General features: G+C 74.6%; 17 protein-coding genes. 12 read left to right on the top strand and 5 right to left on the bottom strand.

The window, feature by feature from the left end; translation table 11 throughout:
* Positions 1-33: 33 nt before the first annotated feature.
* From ACFEMC_RS08460 to ACFEMC_RS08475, 4 genes are all read right to left on the bottom strand, one after another.
* Positions 34-1,020 carry an AraC family transcriptional regulator gene (locus tag ACFEMC_RS08460; RefSeq protein ID WP_380175395.1) on the bottom strand — a complete coding sequence of 329 codons (987 nt, stop codon included), beginning with the start codon at positions 1,018-1,020 and terminating at the stop codon, positions 34-36.
* A gap of 233 nt (positions 1,021-1,253) precedes the next feature.
* Positions 1,254-1,820 carry a TetR/AcrR family transcriptional regulator gene (locus tag ACFEMC_RS08465; protein WP_380175397.1) on the bottom strand — a complete coding sequence of 189 codons (567 nt, stop codon included), beginning with the start codon at positions 1,818-1,820 and terminating at the stop codon, positions 1,254-1,256.
* 39 nt (positions 1,821-1,859) lie between these two features.
* On the bottom strand, positions 1,860-2,198 hold the full coding sequence (locus ACFEMC_RS08470) for a YnfA family protein (protein WP_380175399.1): 339 nt from the start codon (positions 2,196-2,198) through the stop codon (positions 1,860-1,862).
* A 3-nt stretch (positions 2,199-2,201) separates the two neighbouring features.
* Positions 2,202-3,368 (bottom strand): glycerol dehydrogenase, encoded by a 1,167-nt coding sequence (locus ACFEMC_RS08475; protein ID WP_380175401.1) that lies wholly within the window; start codon positions 3,366-3,368, stop codon positions 2,202-2,204.
* 96 nt (positions 3,369-3,464) lie between these two features.
* Here ACFEMC_RS08475 and ACFEMC_RS08480 point away from each other — a divergent pair, with 96 nt between their 5' ends.
* The 6 genes from ACFEMC_RS08480 to ACFEMC_RS08505 all read left to right on the top strand — a co-directional run bounded on the left by ACFEMC_RS08480 (position 3,465) and on the right by ACFEMC_RS08505 (position 12,364).
* Positions 3,465-4,307, top strand: a complete 843-nt coding sequence (locus ACFEMC_RS08480) for an ABC transporter ATP-binding protein (protein ID WP_380175403.1) — start codon at positions 3,465-3,467, stop codon at positions 4,305-4,307.
* Complete coding sequence (locus ACFEMC_RS08485) at positions 4,304-5,077, top strand: ABC transporter permease (RefSeq protein WP_380175405.1); 774 nt, start codon at positions 4,304-4,306, stop codon at positions 5,075-5,077. Before ACFEMC_RS08480 ends, ACFEMC_RS08485 begins: the two co-directional genes overlap by 4 nt.
* 38 nt (positions 5,078-5,115) lie before the next feature.
* Entirely contained in the window at positions 5,116-6,210 is a 1,095-nt protein-coding gene (locus ACFEMC_RS08490; RefSeq protein ID WP_380175407.1) for an ABC transporter substrate-binding protein, read from the top strand.
* A 16-nt stretch (positions 6,211-6,226) separates the two neighbouring features.
* Positions 6,227-7,576 (top strand): NtaA/DmoA family FMN-dependent monooxygenase, encoded by a 1,350-nt coding sequence (locus ACFEMC_RS08495; protein WP_380175410.1) that lies wholly within the window; start codon positions 6,227-6,229, stop codon positions 7,574-7,576.
* A 56-nt stretch (positions 7,577-7,632) separates the two neighbouring features.
* Positions 7,633-11,832: an ATP-dependent RNA helicase HrpA gene (gene hrpA / locus ACFEMC_RS08500; protein ID WP_380175412.1), complete on the top strand. Its 4,200-nt coding sequence runs from the start codon at positions 7,633-7,635 to the stop codon at positions 11,830-11,832.
* 109 nt (positions 11,833-11,941) lie between these two features.
* Entirely contained in the window at positions 11,942-12,364 is a 423-nt protein-coding gene (locus ACFEMC_RS08505) for an Hsp20/alpha crystallin family protein (protein ID WP_380175414.1), read from the top strand.
* 27 nt (positions 12,365-12,391) lie between these two features.
* Here ACFEMC_RS08505 and ACFEMC_RS08510 read toward each other — a convergent pair whose 3' ends face one another.
* Positions 12,392-13,126: an SDR family oxidoreductase gene (locus ACFEMC_RS08510; protein WP_380175416.1), complete on the bottom strand. Its 735-nt coding sequence runs from the start codon at positions 13,124-13,126 to the stop codon at positions 12,392-12,394.
* 181 nt (positions 13,127-13,307) lie between these two features.
* Here ACFEMC_RS08510 and ACFEMC_RS08515 point away from each other — a divergent pair, with 181 nt between their 5' ends.
* From ACFEMC_RS08515 to ACFEMC_RS08540, 6 genes are all read left to right on the top strand, one after another.
* Entirely contained in the window at positions 13,308-13,892 is a 585-nt protein-coding gene (locus ACFEMC_RS08515) for a CDP-alcohol phosphatidyltransferase family protein (RefSeq protein WP_380175418.1), read from the top strand.
* Between the two features lie 14 nt (positions 13,893-13,906).
* Complete coding sequence (locus ACFEMC_RS08520) at positions 13,907-14,776, top strand: DUF881 domain-containing protein (protein ID WP_380175420.1); 870 nt, start codon at positions 13,907-13,909, stop codon at positions 14,774-14,776.
* Positions 14,777-14,787: 11 nt separating this feature from the next.
* Complete coding sequence (locus ACFEMC_RS08525) at positions 14,788-15,120, top strand: small basic family protein (RefSeq protein WP_366171347.1); 333 nt, start codon at positions 14,788-14,790, stop codon at positions 15,118-15,120.
* Complete coding sequence (locus ACFEMC_RS08530; protein ID WP_380175423.1) at positions 15,120-15,872, top strand: DUF881 domain-containing protein; 753 nt, start codon at positions 15,120-15,122, stop codon at positions 15,870-15,872. Before ACFEMC_RS08525 ends, ACFEMC_RS08530 begins: the two co-directional genes overlap by 1 nt.
* A 40-nt stretch (positions 15,873-15,912) precedes the next feature.
* Positions 15,913-16,296, top strand: a complete 384-nt coding sequence (gene gcvH / locus ACFEMC_RS08535; protein WP_367640656.1) for a glycine cleavage system protein GcvH — start codon at positions 15,913-15,915, stop codon at positions 16,294-16,296.
* Between the two features lie 148 nt (positions 16,297-16,444).
* Positions 16,445-16,960 (top strand): FHA domain-containing protein, encoded by a 516-nt coding sequence (locus tag ACFEMC_RS08540; RefSeq protein ID WP_380176684.1) that lies wholly within the window; start codon positions 16,445-16,447, stop codon positions 16,958-16,960.
* Positions 16,961-16,995: the final 35 nt, after the last annotated feature.

Consider the following 16,995-nt stretch of genomic DNA (forward strand, 5'->3'; position numbering starts at 1 on the left):
GCACCCGCTCTGTCGTTCCCCCCGGCCAAGCCCTCACCGCCGCAACGTCACCGCGGGCGACTCGCCGTAGGCCTCCCGGTGGGCGGCCGCGAAGCGTCCCGGGTTCCCGAACCCCCACCGCGCCGCGACTGCCGCGACGGTGTCCCCGCGGGTGGGGTCGGCGTCCACGAGCTCCCGGTGCGCGCGGTCGAGCCGCACCCGCCGGACGTGGTCGAGGGGAGTGGTGCCCAGGTGGCGCTGGAAGCCCGCCTGCAGGGCGCGGGCGCTCGTCCCGGCCGCCGCCGCGAGGTCGGTCAGCGTCAGCGGCAGGTGGGCGTTGGCCTCGACGTGCTCGACGGCCCGCCGCACGGTCGCCGGGGCCGTCGCGCCGGGGCCGGGCACGTGCTCGCGGGTCAAGGCGGTGTTGGGGAACGTGTGCAGCGCCGCGACCGCGACGGTTCCGGCCAGGTCCTCGGCCAGCAGGGGTGAGGCCAGCGGGGAGTCCGGGTCCGCCAGGGCGCCGCCGACGAGCCGGACGAGCGAGCGCCAGTACCGGTGCATCGCCGGCGAGACGGGGGTCGTGCCCAGGAACCGCACGGCCGGTTCCCCCGACATCTCCCGAGCCACCCGGGAGACCCGCTCGCTGGACAGCCGGACCGTCGTCACGTCGAAGCCGTGCATGTCGAACTCGACGGGCAGCCCGAGCGGGTAGACGGAGGCGTCCCCGCGGCCGCAGGTCACGTCCGCGGTGCGGCTGCTGACGCGGACGGTGCCGCCGTGGACGACGAAGAAGACGTGGTCGGCGAACCCGTCCGCGCTCACCCCGCGGTAGTCGATGGAGGTCCGCACCCGGTCGGCCCCCAGCGCCCCCGTGTCGTGGGTGTGGGCGGAGAACCGGGCGCCGCGGCGGACACGGTCGAAGCGGGTGCGGTGGTCGGCGTACATCCGCCGGATGAAGTCCGTCACCTCCACCTCGTCGGCAGAGGCGAACGAGGTGCGCTGCACGGGTTCGGACGACGGACGGGGAGCACGGTCGGACACGACGCCTCCTGCGGCGTGCGACGTGGTGGGGCGGCCGGTTGCACCCCGGACGGCCACAGTACGCAGCGGACGGCCGCACAGCGACGCCTCCGGCGGCTCCGGGTGGTCGTCCCGGGCCCCGACCGGTCAGGCTGACCAGGCGTCCCGTCGAGCCCGGGCTCCACGGACGGCGCAGTCCGGCGGGTTCACCAGCGAGCCCGCCGGGCGCCCCGCCCCGGTGCGTGCGGGGGGCTTCAGCCCGTGGCGCGCAGGGGCCACCACGACGGGACGAGGTGGGCGAAGGCCTCCAGGAACGCCCCGGGGTCGCGCTCGTCCCGCGCGAGCCACACCGACACGGCACCGACCGTCCCCTCGGAGACGAACCGGGCCGCGAGGTCGACGTCGCGGACGGGGGAGTGCAGGACACCGCGCTCGGACAGCAGCAGGATCGAGGCGCGGAAGTGCTCGGCCAGCAACGTGCGCAGGGTCCCGTCGGCCGGGCTGGCGAGGCTGCGCAGGTACACGGCCCGGTGCCGTTCCAAGTGGTCGAGCACCTCCCGGGTGACGGCGGCGACCGCCTGGGACCAGTCGCGGTCGGCCGGCCCCTCGAGGTGGCGCTGCCTGGCGTCGTCGAGCTCGTCGCGCAGGACGGTCCGCAGGAGGGTCGAGGGGGAGTCGCTGTGCTCGTAGAACGTGGAGCGGTGCACACCTGCGGCGCGGGCGATCTCGCTGACGGAGAGGGTCTCGGGCGCCTTGTCCGCCGCCAGTTCCAGCACCGCCGCCGAGAGGCGTTCGAGGCTCCGTTGCGCCCTCGCATCCATGGCCGGACCCTACCTCCGCCCTGAGGGCCCGCCGTCCGCTCAGGCGCCGGTCCGCGGGGCGTACATGATCATCGCGACCCCGGCGAGGCACACGAGCGCCCCCGCGACGTCCCAGCGGTCCGGGCGGTACCCGTCGACGACGGCGCCCCAGGCCAGGGAGCCGGCGACGAAGACCCCGCCGTAGGCGGCCAGGATCCGGCCGAAGGACGCGTCCGGCTGCAGCGTCGCGACGAACCCGTAGAACCCGAGGGCGACGACGCCCGCGCCCACCCACAGCAGCCCGCGGTGCTCCCGCACGCCCTGCCACACGAGCCACGCCCCGCCGATCTCCAGCAGCGCCGCCAGCAGGAACAGGACGACGGAGCGCAGCACGTCCACGGGTCAGTGCGGCGCGACGTGGCGGACGGGGGCGGGCAACCCGGCCTCGGCGCGCACCCGGGTGGAGAAGCGCTCGACCGACCGCAGCGCGGCCACCACGTCGTCGGCGCGGACGGGGAACGGCATGCTGTGGATCGTCTCGCCCGGCACGGTCGCGGCCTGCGCGACCGCCCGCAGGACGTCCACGTCGTCGACGGCCAGCCCAACCTCGGTGAGGGTGTTCGGCAGCCCCACCCGGGTCGTGAACTCGACGAAGTCGCGGATCTCGCTCGTCGGTGCGCCCTCCAGCACCAGCTGCGTCACCGACCCGAGGTTCACCTTCTGCCCGTGCGCGAGGCCGTGCGCCTGCGGCGCCGCCGTCAGCCCGTTGTGGACGGCGTGGGCGGCGGCCAGGCCACCGGACTCGAACCCGAGCCCGGACAGCAGCGTGTTGGCCTCCACGACCTTCTCCACGGCCGGGGTCACCAGGTGGTCGCGGACGGCGTCGAGCGCGGGCAACGCGTTGTCCCACAGCACGTCCCACGACAGGCGGGCGAGGGCGGTGCCGGCCAGCGTCGGTGCGCCGCCGGCCATCGTCGTCGCCCCGGAGGCGGCGGTCGCCCGCGCCTCCAGCCACGTCGCGAGCGCGTCGCCGACCCCTGCGGCGAGCAGGGCCGCCGGGGCGTTCGCGACGACCTGGGTGTCGACGAGCACGAGGTCGGGGTTGCGCGGGAAGAAGCGGTACTCCTCGAACGCGCCCTCGGCGGTGTAGACGACGGCGAGCGCGGACGTGGGCGCGTCGGTCGAGGCCACGGTCGGCACGCTGGCCCACCGGATCCCCGCCGAGTGGCCCGCAGCCTTGACCGAGTCGATCGTGCTGCCGCCGCCCACCCCGACGAGGACGTCGGCTCCGAGTTCGCGGACCACCCCGACGAGGCGGTCGACCGTGGCCGCCGTCGCCAGCCCGCGGAAGACGTCGCGGTGCACCGGCAGGCCCGCGCCCCGCACCGACGCCGTCACGTCGTGGCCCACGAGCCCCCACACCACGTCGTCGGCGACGAGGACGGGCGTGGAGCCCAGGTCGGCGAGGTGCCCGCCGAGGCGGGCGAGGGCGCCGGGGCCCTGCACGTAGCGACCCGGGCTGAGGAGGCTGCGCACGCGCGGGGCGGGTGGGGTGGTCGGCTCGGACACGGATCCTCCTCGATCGCACGGTCTGGGACTGCGGAGCCTAAGCGCACCGGTCGGGGCCTCGCGGTCCCGGGGCCGGTCGCTGAGTAGGGTCACCGCATGTCCAGCGAGCCGCCGTCCGACGGTCCCTTCGTGGCCGTCAACGACGCCTGCAAGACGTACGGGACGGGTGCGGCCGCCGTCCGCGCGCTCGCCCACGTCGACCTGCAGGTGCCGCGCGGGCGGTTCGTCAGCGTCATCGGCCCGTCGGGCTGCGGGAAGTCGACCCTCCTGCGGCTCATCGCCGGCCTGGAGGCCCCCGACGCCGGGAACGTCCGGATCTGCGGTCGCACGACGGACGAGGCCCGTGCCGCCAAGGTGCTCGGCTTCGTCCCGCAGGTCCCGGCCCTGCTGCCCTGGCTCGACGTCCTGGGCAACGTCCGGGTCCTGGAGAAGGTGAACCGCTCGGCGAGCCGGGGCGAGGCCCGGCGGGGGCTGGCGTCCGACCCCGTCGCACTGCTGACCCGGCTGGGCCTCGGCGACGTCCTGGGCCGCCGTCCCGGGCAGTTGTCGGGCGGGATGCAGCAGCGGACGGCGCTCGCGCGCGCCTTCGCCCTCGAACCCGACGTCCTCCTCATGGACGAGCCGTTCTCCGCCCTCGACGAGTTCACCCGCGAGTCCGCCCAGCTGCAGCTGCTCGACGTGTGGCAGGAACTGCGGACGACGGTCGTGTTCGTCACGCACTCCATCGCCGAGGCCGTGCTCCTGTCGGACACCGTGGTCGTCATGGCCGCGGGCCCCGGGCGCGTGGCCGGCGTCGTGGACGTCGACCTGGACCGCCCGCGCCACCACGGCCAGCTCGACACGGCCGCGATGCACGAGCACGAGCACCGCGTCCGGGCCCTGCTGGAGACGGCGTGGGACCCGGTGTCCGGGACCCCTACGGGGCAGGACGTGGCGTGAGGGGTCTGACCCGGGTCGTGCACCCCCGGACCTGGCTGCCCACGGTGGTGGCGGTCGTCGTGGTCGGCGCGCTGTGGACCTGGGTGGCGCGGGACAACCCGTACGTGCTGCCGACCCTGTCCAGCGTCGGCCGGCAGTTCCTGGACCAGCCGGAGCTCTACCTCGTGAACGCGTGGACGACGCTGCAGGAGGCGTTGCTCGGCCTCGTCGCCGGCACCGTCTGCGCGGTCCTGCTCGCGGTGCTCGTGGGGGAGTCCGGCCTCGTGCGGCGCGGGGTCACCCCGCTGGCGGTCGTCCTCAACGTCACGCCCGTCGTGGCCATCGCGCCCGCGCTCGTCGTGGCCTTCGGGTTCGGCCTGACGCCCAAGGTCGTCGTCACCGGGCTCATCACGTTCTTCCCCGTCCTCATGAACACCGTGACGGGGTTGCGGTCGGTGGACCGGCACGTGCTGCAGGTGTTCCGCACCGTGGACGCCTCCCGCCTCGACGTCCTCGTCAGGTTGCGGTTCCCCAGCGCCCTGCCGTACCTGTTCGCCGCGCTGCGCGTGGTGTTCCCGCTCTCGCTCGTCGGGGCCGTCGTCGCGGAGTTCGCGGCCGCGGGGGCGCAGTCGGGCCTGGGAACCCTCATCAGCGTGGCCAGCTCGAACTCCCAGCTCGACCGCGTGTTCGCCGCCATCGCGTGCCTGGCGCTCATGGGCTCCCTCATGCTGCTGCTCGTCACGACCGTGGAACGCCGGGCCCTGGCCTGGCACGAGTCCCAGAACCGCTGAGAAACCCGCCCCGACCGAGAACCCGCCCTGGAGCCGCCGTGAACGCCACCCGCACCGCCCTCGCCGTCGGCGCGGCCGCCGTCCTGCTCCTGGCCGGCTGCAGCGGCTCGGCGCAGGAACCCGACGGCGGGTCCACCCCCACCGGCAGCCGCGGGTCCGCCGTCTCGGCGGAACGCTGCCGGCAGAACGAGGCGGCCGGGAAGGTCACCTACGTCACGGGCTACCAGTTCCAGGCGTCGGCCAGCATCCTCGACCCGATCGCGGCGAAGGCCCTCGGCTACTTCGACGACGTCTGCCTCGACGTCGACATCCAGCCCGGCACGGGCGAGACGGCGCAGAACGCCCAGCTCGTCGCCGCGGGCACCGCGAAGATCTCCTCGATCGCGGGCAACGGCGACGTGCTCGTCAACGTGTCCAACGGCGTCGACGTGAAGGCCGTCGCGATGTTCGGGCACGTTCCCGTGGCGACGCTCATGACGAAGCCCGACATCACCGACCTCAAGCAGCTCGAGGGGACGACGCTGGGGCAGAAGGGCGCGCTGCCGGTCACGATCGAGGCGATGCTGCGCACGGCCGGGGTCGACGTCGCGAAGGTCAAGCAGGTCACCGTCGGGTTCGACCCGACCGTCCTCGTGCGGGGGCAGGTGCAGTCGCTCACGGGCTACAAGTCGAACGAACCCCTGACGCTGGCGGCCAAGGGCGAGAAGATCACCGAGTGGAACCCCGAGGACTACGGGGTTCCCGGGTCGATGGCGACGACGATCGTCAACCCGCAGTTCCTCGCCGAGCACCGCACCGCGGTCGAGGACTTCCTGCGCGCCCAGCTGCGCGCCTACGCCTACTGCGAGGAGCACGCCGACGAGTGCGTCGCCGACGCCGCGTCGCTCTCGCAGGCCGGGTACGACACGGCGCACAACGTGCAGGTGTGGCAGACGGAGACGAAGCTCGTCGACTCCTCCCTGCCGGCCGGGCAGGTGCTCGGGCAGATCGACGACGCCTCGGCCCGCACCGAGGGGGAGTTCCTCGTCCGGATGGGCCAGATCCCCGCGGTGCCGGACCTGACGGAGGTCGTCGTCCCGGACCTGGTGCCCTCGCTGTACTCCCAGGGCCAGCTGGTCTGGCCGGTCCCTTGAGGAGAGGTCGCGAACGGTGAAGCACCTGAGGCTCGGACTCTTCGAGAACGTCGCCGCGAACGTCGGGGGCACCGTGACGTGGCGCCACGAGGACGACCAGCGGCACCGCTTCGACGACCTCCGGTACTGGCGGGACCTCGGGGAGGTGCTGGAGGACGCCGGGTTCGACTTCCTCTTCCTGGGCGACGCCTGGGGGTGGGCGGAGGTCGACGGTGTCCGGCCGCCCGTCGCCACCGAGGAGAGCCTGGACCTGCCCCGGCTGGACCCGGTGGTCGTCGCCTCGGCGCTGCTGTCCACCACGAGGAACCTCGGGCTGGTGGTCACCGGGTCCGTCCTGGTCGAACCCCCGTACGCGTTCGTGCGCCGGATGGCGACCCTGGACCACCTGTCCGGTGGCCGGCTCGGCTGGAACATCGTGACGACCGGGACCGCGGAGACCGCGGTGCGGGCCTTCGGCATGGACATGGTCGCCCACGACGAGCGGTACGCCATGGCCGAGGAGTTCCTCGAGGTGGCCTACGCGTACTGGGAGGGCGCCTGGGAGCCGGACGCCCTCACGAGGGACAAGCGGGGACGGTTCGCCGATCCGGCGAAGGTGCACCCCGTGGAGCACGCGGGCCGCTTCTTCCGCTCCCAGGGGTACGGCAACGCGCCCTACTCCCCGCAGGGCACCCCCGTGCTGTTCCAGGCCGGCGCGTCCACCGCGGGGCGGCGGCTGGCCGGCCGGCACGGGGAGGCGGTCTTCATCGGCAGCGGTCCGGCCGCGGAACTGCGCCGGCACGCCTCCGCCGTCCGCGCCGAGGCGGTGGCGGCGGGACGGGCGGCCTCGGACGTGCAGGTGATGGCCGCCGTCTCCTGCGTCATCGGCGCCAGTCCCGGTGACGCCCGGCGCCGCCACACGTCGGTGCTGCAGTGCCAGACCCCGGAGGCGACGGTGGCGAGCTACGCGATGTTCACCGGGATCGACCTGTCGGCCCACCCCCCGGGGACCCCCATGGCCGACCTGCGCACCGAGCTGTCCCGCACGCAGCTCGAGCGCTTCGCGGACCTGACGGTCGGGGACGTCCTGGACGCCTGGCGCACCCACGGCGTCGGGGCGCAGCCGATCGTGGGGACGGCGCAGGAGGTGGCCGACGAGATCTGCGCCCTGGCCGAGGGGGCCGACCTCGACGGCATCCTGCTGTCCCCGGTCCTGCAACCCACCTCGACCCTCGAGTTCGTCGAGGAGGTGCTGCCCCTGCTGCGGGCGCGGGGGGTCCTCGCCGACGGGGACCGGGAGGGCGCGACGCTGCGCGAGCGCCTCACGGGGTCGGGCTCGCCCGTCCTGCCCCGCACGCACCCCGCCGCCGCTCACCGCCGGCCGTGAGGCGGCCGGAATCCCGGGGGCGGGCGGGGCCGGGGCGGACCTAGACTCGGCGGGTCATGTCCCGCACCCCGCAGCGCTCCCGCACCTCCCGCCCGTCCTCCCCCCGTGGGCGCTCCGGGCGTCCCGGGGGCCGCCGGCCCGGTCCGGAGGCGCGGGCCCTGCCCGACGACCCTCGCGCGCGGGCCCTGGCCGAACGCCTGGCGGCCGTCACGCTGCGCGACGAGGACCGCCTGCGCCGCCGGCTCGCCGCCCTGGCCCGCCGCCCCGCGGAGGCGTTCGCCGCCGACCTCGACCAGCTCGAGGTGCTGACGACGGCCGCCGAGGCCCGCACCGCGCGCCGGGCCGCGTCCGTCCCGGCCCTGGAGTACCCCGAGCAGCTCCCCGTCAGCCAGGCCAAGGACGACATCGCGCGGGCCCTGGCCGAGCACCAGGTCATCGTCGTCGCGGGCGAGACCGGGTCGGGCAAGACGACGCAGCTGCCGAAGATCGCGCTCGAGGTCGGCCGGGGCGTCCGCGGCCGCATCGGGCACACCCAGCCGCGGCGGATCGCGGCCCGCGCCGTCGCCGAACGCGTCGCGGAGGAGCTGCACACCGAGCTCGGCGGCACCGTCGGGTACGCGGTGCGGTTCACCGACACCGTCGGCGAGGACAGCCTCGTCAAGGTCATGACCGACGGCATCCTGCTGGCCGAGATCCAGCGCGACCCCGAACTCCTGCAGTACGACACGCTCATCGTCGACGAGGCGCACGAGCGCAGCCTCACGATCGACTTCCTCCTCGGGTACCTGGCGCAGCTGCTGCCGCGCCGGCCCGACCTCAAGCTCGTCATCACCTCGGCGACCATCGACCCGCAGCGGTTCTCCCGGCACTTCGGCGGGGCTCCCGTCCTGGAGGTCTCGGGGCGCACGTACCCCGTCGAGGTCCGGTACCGGCCGTTGCTGGCCGCGGAACTGGCCGAGGAACTCCTCGGCGACCTCGGCGAGGGGGAGGACGGCGATTCCCTCGACGACCGCGACGACCTGACCGCCCTCGTCGGCGACGACCGCGACCAGACCGAGGGCATCCTCGACGCCGTGCGGGAACTGGCGGCGGAGGGGCCGGGCGACGTCCTCGTGTTCCTGCCGGGGGAACGGGAGATCCGCGACACCGCCGACGCCCTCGCCGACCTCGTGAAGACCCGGGAACTGCGGGGGACCGAGATCCTGCCCCTGTTCGCCCGCCTGTCGGCCGAGGAGCAGCACCGGGTGTTCCGCACCTCGGGGAACCGGCGGATCGTCCTGGCCACGAACGTGGCCGAGACGTCGCTGACGGTCCCGGGCATCCGGTACGTCGTGGACGCCGGGACCGCCCGCATCTCCCGGTACAGCCACCGGACGAAGGTGCAACGCCTTCCCGTGGAACGCATCTCGCAGGCCTCGGCGAACCAGCGCGCCGGCCGCTGCGGACGCGTCGCGGACGGGATCTGCATCCGGCTGTACTCCCAGGCCGACTACGAGTCGCGCCCGGAGTTCACCGACCCGGAGATCCTGCGCACCAACCTGGCCGCCGTCATCCTGCAGATGACGTCGCTGGGACTGGGCGACATCGGGCGGTTCCCCTTCGTGGAACCGCCCGAGGCGCGCGCCGTGGCCGACGGCCTGGCGCTGCTGGCCGAGCTCGGGGCGCTGGAGACCCCCCGGCCCACCGACCGCGGAGTTCCCCGGCTGACCCGGACCGGCCGCGACCTCGCCCGGCTGCCCATCGACCCGCGGCTGGGCCGGATGGTGCTCGAGGGCCAGCGCAACGGCTGCCTGCGCGACGTCCTCGTCGTCGTCGCGGCGCTGTCGGTCCAGGACCCGCGGGAGCGTCCGCTGGAGCAGCGCGACCGGGCCGCGCAGCTGCACGCGCGGTTCCGCAACGAGACGTCCGACTTCCTCACCTACCTGAACCTCTGGTCCTACCTGCAGCACCTGCAGGCCGACCTGTCGAGCTCGGCGTTCCGCCGCCGGGTGAAGTCCGAGATGCTGCACTTCCTGCGCATCCGGGAGTGGCAGGACACGTTCTCCCAGCTGCGCCGGGTCGTGCGCGACCTGCAGTTCGAGGTGGACCGGCCCGCGCCGGCCGAGCTCGCCGAGGGCGAGGTGTTCCCCGATCCCGGGTACGACGCCGACGCCGTGCACCGGTCCCTGCTCGCCGGTCTGCTGGGCAACATCGGTCTCAAGGACGTCCGCGAGGAGAAGTCCGGGACCGGGGACCGGGGCGGACGGCGTGAGCAGCGCCGTCCGCAGGTGGAGTACCTGGGCGCGCGGGGGGCGAAGTTCGCCGTCTCCCCGGGCTCGGCGCTGGGCCGCAAGAACCCCGACTGGGTCGTGGCCGCCGAACTCGTCGAGACGTCGCGGTTGTGGGCGCGCGTCGTCGGCGGCATCGACCCGCGCTGGATCGAGCCGCTGGCCGAGCACGTCGTCAAGCGGACGTACTCCGAACCCCGGTGGTCCCGCAAGCGCGCGGCCGTCGTCGCCACCGAACGCGTGACCCTCTACGGGGTCCCTGTCGTCGCCGGCCGCACCGTCGCCTACGGCGGCATCGACCCGGAGCTGTCGCGGGACCTGTTCCTGCGCCACGCCCTCGTCGAGGGTGACTTCGAGACGCGGCACGCGTTCTTCCACCGCAACCGCGAACTCCTCGCCGAGGCCGAGGAGCTGGAGCACCGCGCGCGGCGGCGCGACATCGTCGTGGACGACGAGGTCTTGTTCGCCTTCTACGACGCGCGGGTTCCCGCCGACGTCGTCTCCGGCCGGCACTTCGACGCCTGGTGGAAGCAGGCGCGGCGCGAGGACCCCGAGCTGCTGACGTTCGACCCGGCGATGCTCGTCACCGAGGACGACGCGGTGAGCGAGGAGCAGTTCCCGCGGACCTGGCGCCAGGGCGACCTGGACCTGGTGCTGGAGTACGTCTTCGACCCGGGGTCGGCGGCCGACGGCCTGACCGTCGAGGTGCCCGTCGAGGTCGTCAACCGCTTCGACGACCGCGACCTGCTGTGGCAGGTCCCGGGGTTCCGGCACGACCTCGTGACGGCGATGGTCCGGTCCCTGCCCAAGGAGCTGCGCAAGAACCTCGCCCCGGCGCCGGACAAGGCCACCCGCTTCCTGGAACGGGTCGAACCGCGTCGCGAGCAGTTCTGGGCGGCCTTCGAGCGCGAGCTGCCGGCCCTGGGTGACGGCACGGAGATCTACGAGCAGGACGTCGACTGGTCCCGGGTGCCGGCGCACCTGCGCCCGACGTTCCGGGTCCGCGGCGCCGACGGGTCGGTCATCGCCCAGGGCAAGGAGTTCCCCCGGCTGCGGGCGCAGTTGGAGGAGACCGTGGAGGAGACGCTCACCGCGGCCGCCGACGACGTCCAGCGCACCGGTGCCACGTCCTGGGACGACCTGCCCGACCCCGTGCCCACGACGCACACGAGCGTCGTCCGCGGCACCGACGTCACGTCCTTCCCGGCGCTCGTCGACGAGGGGGAGGCCGTCGGGCTGCGGACGTTCCCGACCGAGGCCGCCGCGCGCACCGCCCACCGCGACGGGGTGCTGCGGCTGCTGCTGCTGGCCCTTCCGTCCCCGGCCCGCGCGGTGCAGGACGGCTTGGCCAACGACGCCAAGCTGCTGCTGGCCCGTGCTCCGCACGGGAACGCGGCCGCCGTGGTGGCCGACGCCGCCCACGCCGCCGCGGCCCTGCTGCTGGAGGAGGGGCACGGCGCGGACGTCCGGACGCGGGCGGCCTTCGACGCGCTCGTCGCGACGGCGCGCCCCCGCTCCACCGACCTCACCGCGACGACGGTGGACCGGACCCTGCGCGTGCTGCGGACGGCCGCGGCCGTGGAACGGAACATCTCGCGGACGAGCAGCCTGGCCCTGGTGCCGTCGCTGGCGGACGTGCGCGAGCAGTTCACCGGGCTCGTCCACGCGGGTTTCGTCGCCGAGACGGGCGTCGACCGGCTGCCGGACCTGCTGCGCTACCTGCAGGGCATCGACCGCCGGTTGGCGACCATGCCGGACAACCCGCAGCGCGACCGGGTGCGGATGGCGGAGTTCACCCGAGTCCGCGACGCGTGGCGCGCCGCCGTCCGGCGGGCGGGCGGACGGGCCGGGGGACAGGTTCCCCCTGAACTCGCCCGCCTGCGCTGGACCCTGGAGGAACTGCGCCTGCAGAAGTTCGCGCAGGGGGTCCCGACGGCCCACCCGGTGAGCGACGAACGCGTCCTGAAGGCCCTCGCGGAGTTCGGTTAGACCTCTTGCACTCCCGTTCGGGGAGTGCTACATCATTGTCGTGGGAACCGGCTCGGCCCGGTTCCCGGTTGGTAGCGCATCTCCTTCTCTCGCACTGGAGGTGGTGGCCATGTTGATGCGCACTGATCCCTTCCGCGAGCTCGACCGGCTCACGCAGCAGGTCCTCGGGACGTCGGCCCGGCCGGCCGTCATGGCGATGGACGCCTGGCGCTCGGGCGACGAGTTCGTGGTGGAGTTCGACCTCCCCGGGGTCGACCCCTCGACCGTCGAGCTCGACGTCGAGCGCAACGTCCTCACGGTGCGGGCGCACCGTCCGGTGAACGAGGGCACCGAGGAGATGATCGCCGCCGAGCGCCCCCGCGGGGTGTTCAGCCGCCAGCTCATCCTCGGCGACAACCTCGACACCGAGCACATCTCCGCGGGCTACGCGGGCGGCGTGCTGACGCTGCGCGTCCCGGTGGCGGAGAAGGCGAAACCGCGCCGGATCGAGGTGCGGACCGCCGAGGACCGGCAGCAGGCGATCGGGGCCTGACCGTGGCGGCGGTCGTGCTCGCAGCGGTCACCGCGCACGTCCCGGACGACGCCCCGGACGACGACCCGGACGCGACGAGGGACTGGGACGCGGAGTTCTGGTCCGTCGTGGCCCGGCTCGAGCCGACGACCGGCACGCTGACCCGCTGCCACGCCGGGGACGGGACCAGCCCCGTCCCCTCCCGTCTCCGCGTCCTGCGGCTGCGGAGGCGGCCGGTGGTCCGCCGACCCACCGGCCGGGAGCGCTCGCCCCCGGCCCGTGGCGGCGCGCGGGTGCTCGGCGCGCCTCAGTGCGCCGAGCACCCGCCGTCGACGAGGTGGTGGGGCCGGTGCTGGACGAGGCCGCGTCGCCGGGGAGGAACGCGGTCAGCGCGGCGACCTGCTCCCGCGTCCCGAGCCGCCCGGCCGCGTGCTGGGCGGCGAGGGCGGCGGTGGTGGCCGCGGTCTCGAGGTCGGCGTGGAGCAGCGGCGTCCGGACGAAACCCGGGCCCACGGCGTCCACGCTGACGCCCTGCGCGGGGTGCTCCCCAGCCGCGGACTTCGTGAGCCCGACGACGGCGTGCTGGGAGGCGACGGAGGCCGACGACCCGGCGATGCCGACGCCGTCGAGCACCGAGGCCGTGCTGACGACCGACCGGCAACCGGCGGTGACCACCGCCGGGATCCGCGCGCGCAGGCCGAGGTGGACCGCGGTGAGGCCCACGTCGAGGACGCGCAGCCACGACTCCGTGGAGCGCTCACCGACGGAGCCGGCTGCCGTCACGAGGGCGGAACGGTCGGCGAGGCTCAGGTGGGCGCGGGGACCTGCTCGGCGTGGTGTTCTACAGGCGTCGGACAACGCTCCGACGATGCGCCGGACGAACCGGACGCGGGCCGCGGGGCCGTAGGCTGCAGGTCCCCGTGCGGGGACGGAAGCAGTGGCGGATCGAGGGGCGGGGTCGAGCGTGGCGACGGCGCAGGGTCAGGTCGTCAGCAACCGCGTCGTGACGGTCCCCAACGCGCTCAGCTTCCTGCGGCTCCTGCTCGTGCCCGTCTTCGCGGTCCTCATCGTCCAGGGGCAGGACGGCTGGGCGCTGCTGGTGCTCGCCGTCAGCGGCGCGAGCGACTACCTCGACGGCCACCTGGCGCGCCGGTGGAACCAGGTCACCCGCCTCGGCCAGGTGCTCGACCCCTTCGCCGACCGCCTCTACATCCTCACGACCCTGCTGGGCCTGGGGTACCGCGGGCTGGTCCCGTGGTGGCTGGTCGTCGTCCTCGTCGCCCGCGACCTCACGATGGTCGCCACGCTGCCCGTCCTGGCCCGGCTCGGCCACAGCGCCCTGCCGGTGCACTTCCTCGGCAAGGCCGGCACGTTCTGCCTGCTCTACGCCTTCCCCCTCCTGCTGCTCGGGCAGGTCTCCACGACCCTCGCCCTGCCCGCCGGCGCCCTCGGGTGGGCGTTCGCCCTGTGGGGGACGGGGTTGTACTGGTGGGCCGGGATCCTCTACGTCCAGCAGGTCGCCCAGCTGTGGCGGGCCGAGCACCGGTGACCTCCCTGCGTTCCGTGGGAAAGCTGCTGCTGCACCCGCCGCAGCGTCCCGTCGACCCGCACCGCGACCCCGCCGCCAGCACCCGGCTGCTCACCGAGGTCATGGAGCGTCCGCTGGACCCCGGGTACGCGGCTGCGGCCCGCCGCCGCGCGCAGACCGGGCGGCCGTCCACCCGCTCGGCCCGGACCGCGACGGTGCTCGCGCTCCTCGCGGTCGGGGTGCTCCTCGCCGTGGCCGGGCTGCGCGCCGCGGCCGCCGCACCGGCCGCCGACCGCGGTCGCACCCAGCTCACCGAACGCATCGAGGACGGCACGGCCCGTGCCGACGACCTCGCCGCCCGCGCCAGCGCGCTCCAGGCCGAGAACGCCCGCCTCGCGGCCTCCCTGGGCGGGGCCCCGGTCGCCTCCGCCGACGCCGCGGCCTCCGGGCTGCAGGTCGCCGCCGCCGCGACCCCCGTCACCGGACCGGGACTCACGGTCGTCCTGGACGACGCCGCGACCCCCGACGGTGCGACGGGCGCGGCCGCGTCGTCCGGTCGTGTCGTCGACCGCGACGTGCAGCTCGTCGTCAACGGGCTGTGGGCCAGCGGCGCCGAGGCCGTCGCCATCAACGGCCAGCGCCTCGGGGCCCTGTCGTCCATCCGCGCCGCGGGCGAGGCGGTGCTCGTGGACTACCGGCCGCTGACCCTCCCGTACACCGTCTCCGCCGTCGGGGACCCCACCGCGATGCAGACGGCGTTCGCGACCTCGGTCGCCGGCCGCTACCTGCAGGTCCTGCGCGACAACTACGGCATCCGGACGCAGGTCTCCACGGTCGACGCGCTCGAGCTGCCCGCCGCGCGGCTGGACCTGCGCTTCGCCCGGGCCGACGCGGCGGGCCAGTAGGGTTCGGCCACGTGATCGCAGCCGTCGGACTGGTCGTGGGCGTCGTCGTCGGGGTGCTCCTGCACCCCGAGGTGCCCGTCGTCCTGCAGCCCTACCTGCCGATCGCGGTCGTCGCCGCCCTCGACGCCGTCTTCGGCGGCCTGCGCGCCGTCCTCGACGGCATCTTCGACGACAAGGTCTTCGTCGTCTCGTTCCTGTCCAACGCGGTCGTCGCCGCGCTCATCGTCTACCTCGGCGACCAGCTCGGCGTCGGTTCGCAGCTGTCCACCGGCGTCGTCGTCGTGCTGGGCGTCCGGATCTTCTCGAACGTGGCCGCCATCCGGCGACACCTCTTCAACGCCTGATGGGCGCGGTCACGGATACCCGCCCCGGCCCCTGGCGCCGGTTGTGGCGCGCCGCCTCCCCGCGCGCGACGCGCGGTCAGGTGCTGGCCGGGGTGCTGTGCGCCGCACTGGGTTTCGGGGTCGTCGTGCAGGTCCGCCAGACCGACACCTCGGGGCTGGCCGACCTGCGCGAGACCGACCTCGTCCGCATCCTCGACGACACCACCGAACGCGGTGACCGCCTCGCCGGGGAGGTCCAGGACCTCGAGGCCACCCGCCGCGAGCTCACGGAGGGCTCGGACCGGGCCGCCGCCGCCGAGCAGGCCGCGGCCGCGCGCGCCCAGGAGTACGGGCTGCTCGCCGGCACGCTGCCGGCGCACGGGCCGGGGATCGTGGCGACCGTCACCGACCCCGGCGCGGCCCTGCGCTCGACCAACCTCATCCAGCTCGTGCAGGAGCTGCGCGACTCCGGGGCCGAGGGGATCCAGGTCGGGCAGACGCGGGTCGTCGCCCAGACGGCGTTCGCGGACGGCTCCGGCGGCGTCCTCGTCGACGGGCGCCTGGAGCGGTCGCCCTACGTCGTCACGGTCATCGGCGACCCGTCCACGCTGGCCACCGCCCTCGACATCCCCGGCGGCGTCCGGGAGACCCTGCGCTCGGCAGGTGCCGACCTCGACGTGCAGCAGCGACCCGGTGACGACGGCGTGTCGCTGACCGCCTTGCACGCCGTCTCGGCGCCTCAGTACGCTCGCCCGGCGTCGCCGCAGCAGTGAACCGCGGACGCACCCCGCCCCGTGAGGAGTCCTGCGCCCCATGTCGAACGTCCCCGCCGACCTGCGCTACACCAGCGAGCACGAGTGGGTGCGCGTGGAGGCCGACGGCTCCGTCCGCGTCGGGATCACGGACCACGCCCAGGACCAGCTCGGCGACGTCGTCTACGTCTCGCTGCCGGCCGAGGGCGAGCAGGTGAGCGCCGGCGGTGCGATCGGTGAGGTCGAGTCGACCAAGAGCGTCAGCGAGATCACCGCGCCGGTCTCCGGCACGGTCTCGGGTCACAACCCCGGGCTGGAGACGCGCCCGGACCTCGTCAACGTCGACCCGTACGGCGAGGGTTGGATGTTCACCATCACCCCGAGCGACCCGTCCGAGGTCGAGGCGCTGCTGGACGCCGAGGCGTACACCGCGCACGCCGGCTGACCCACCGGACCCGGTGCGGGCCGGCACCCGCCGACACGCAGGCTGACCTGCGGGGTCGGTCCCGGCTACTGTGGTTCCCGAAGATCCGAACGTGACCGCCCGACGACCGACCGGTGGTCACGTGCTCTGCCAGCGAGAGGTGGTGTCGATGTCCGCGCCGGGCTCTGAGCCGACCAACGGGCCGACGGGTTCGGAGGAGGGCACGCCCCCCGGACGTCCGGGCCAGGAGCGACCCGTCGACTCGACGATGTCCTTCGCCGGGCTCGCCGTCCCCGAGGTGCACGAGAGCGCCGACCGCGGGCTGACGGCCGACGACACGGAGGCCATCGACGCGCTCCCGCCGGGGTCGGCGCTCCTCGTCGTCCGCCGCGGGCCGAACGCGGGCTCGCGCTTCCTCCTCGACGCCGAGCGCACGTCGGCCGGCCGGCACCAGACGAGCGACATCTTCCTCGACGACGTCACCGTCTCGCGCAAGCACGCCGAGTTCCTCCGGGCGCCCGACCCGGTCACGGGGCCGGGCTTCCGCGTGCGCGACGTCGGCAGCCTCAACGGCACCTACGTCAACCGCGAGCGCATCGACGACGTGCTGCTCGGCGCGGGCGACGAGGTCCAGATCGGCAAGTACCGGCTCGAGTACCACCCGAGCCCGCGGGTGGGGCAGTGAGCGCAGCCGGAGCCCGGGCGCTCGACCCGAGCCGG

It is taken from the genome of Kineococcus sp. DHX-1 (assembly GCF_042473625.1).
Lineage (GTDB): Bacteria > Actinomycetota > Actinomycetes > Actinomycetales > Kineococcaceae > Kineococcus.

Coding starts and splice junctions, on each gene's coding strand:
- ACFEMC_RS08465 (WP_380175397.1), bottom strand. CDS start 1,820: ATGGATGCGAGGGCGCAACGGAGCCTCGAACGCCTCTCGGCGGCGGTG.
- ACFEMC_RS08480 (WP_380175403.1), top strand. CDS start 3,465: ATGTCCAGCGAGCCGCCGTCCGACGGTCCCTTCGTGGCCGTCAACGAC.
- hrpA (WP_380175412.1), top strand. CDS start 7,633: ATGTCCCGCACCCCGCAGCGCTCCCGCACCTCCCGCCCGTCCTCCCCC.
- ACFEMC_RS08505 (WP_380175414.1), top strand. CDS start 11,942: ATGTTGATGCGCACTGATCCCTTCCGCGAGCTCGACCGGCTCACGCAG.
- ACFEMC_RS08530 (WP_380175423.1), top strand. CDS start 15,120: ATGGGCGCGGTCACGGATACCCGCCCCGGCCCCTGGCGCCGGTTGTGG.
- gcvH (WP_367640656.1), top strand. CDS start 15,913: ATGTCGAACGTCCCCGCCGACCTGCGCTACACCAGCGAGCACGAGTGG.
- ACFEMC_RS08540 (WP_380176684.1), top strand. CDS start 16,445: ATGTCCGCGCCGGGCTCTGAGCCGACCAACGGGCCGACGGGTTCGGAG.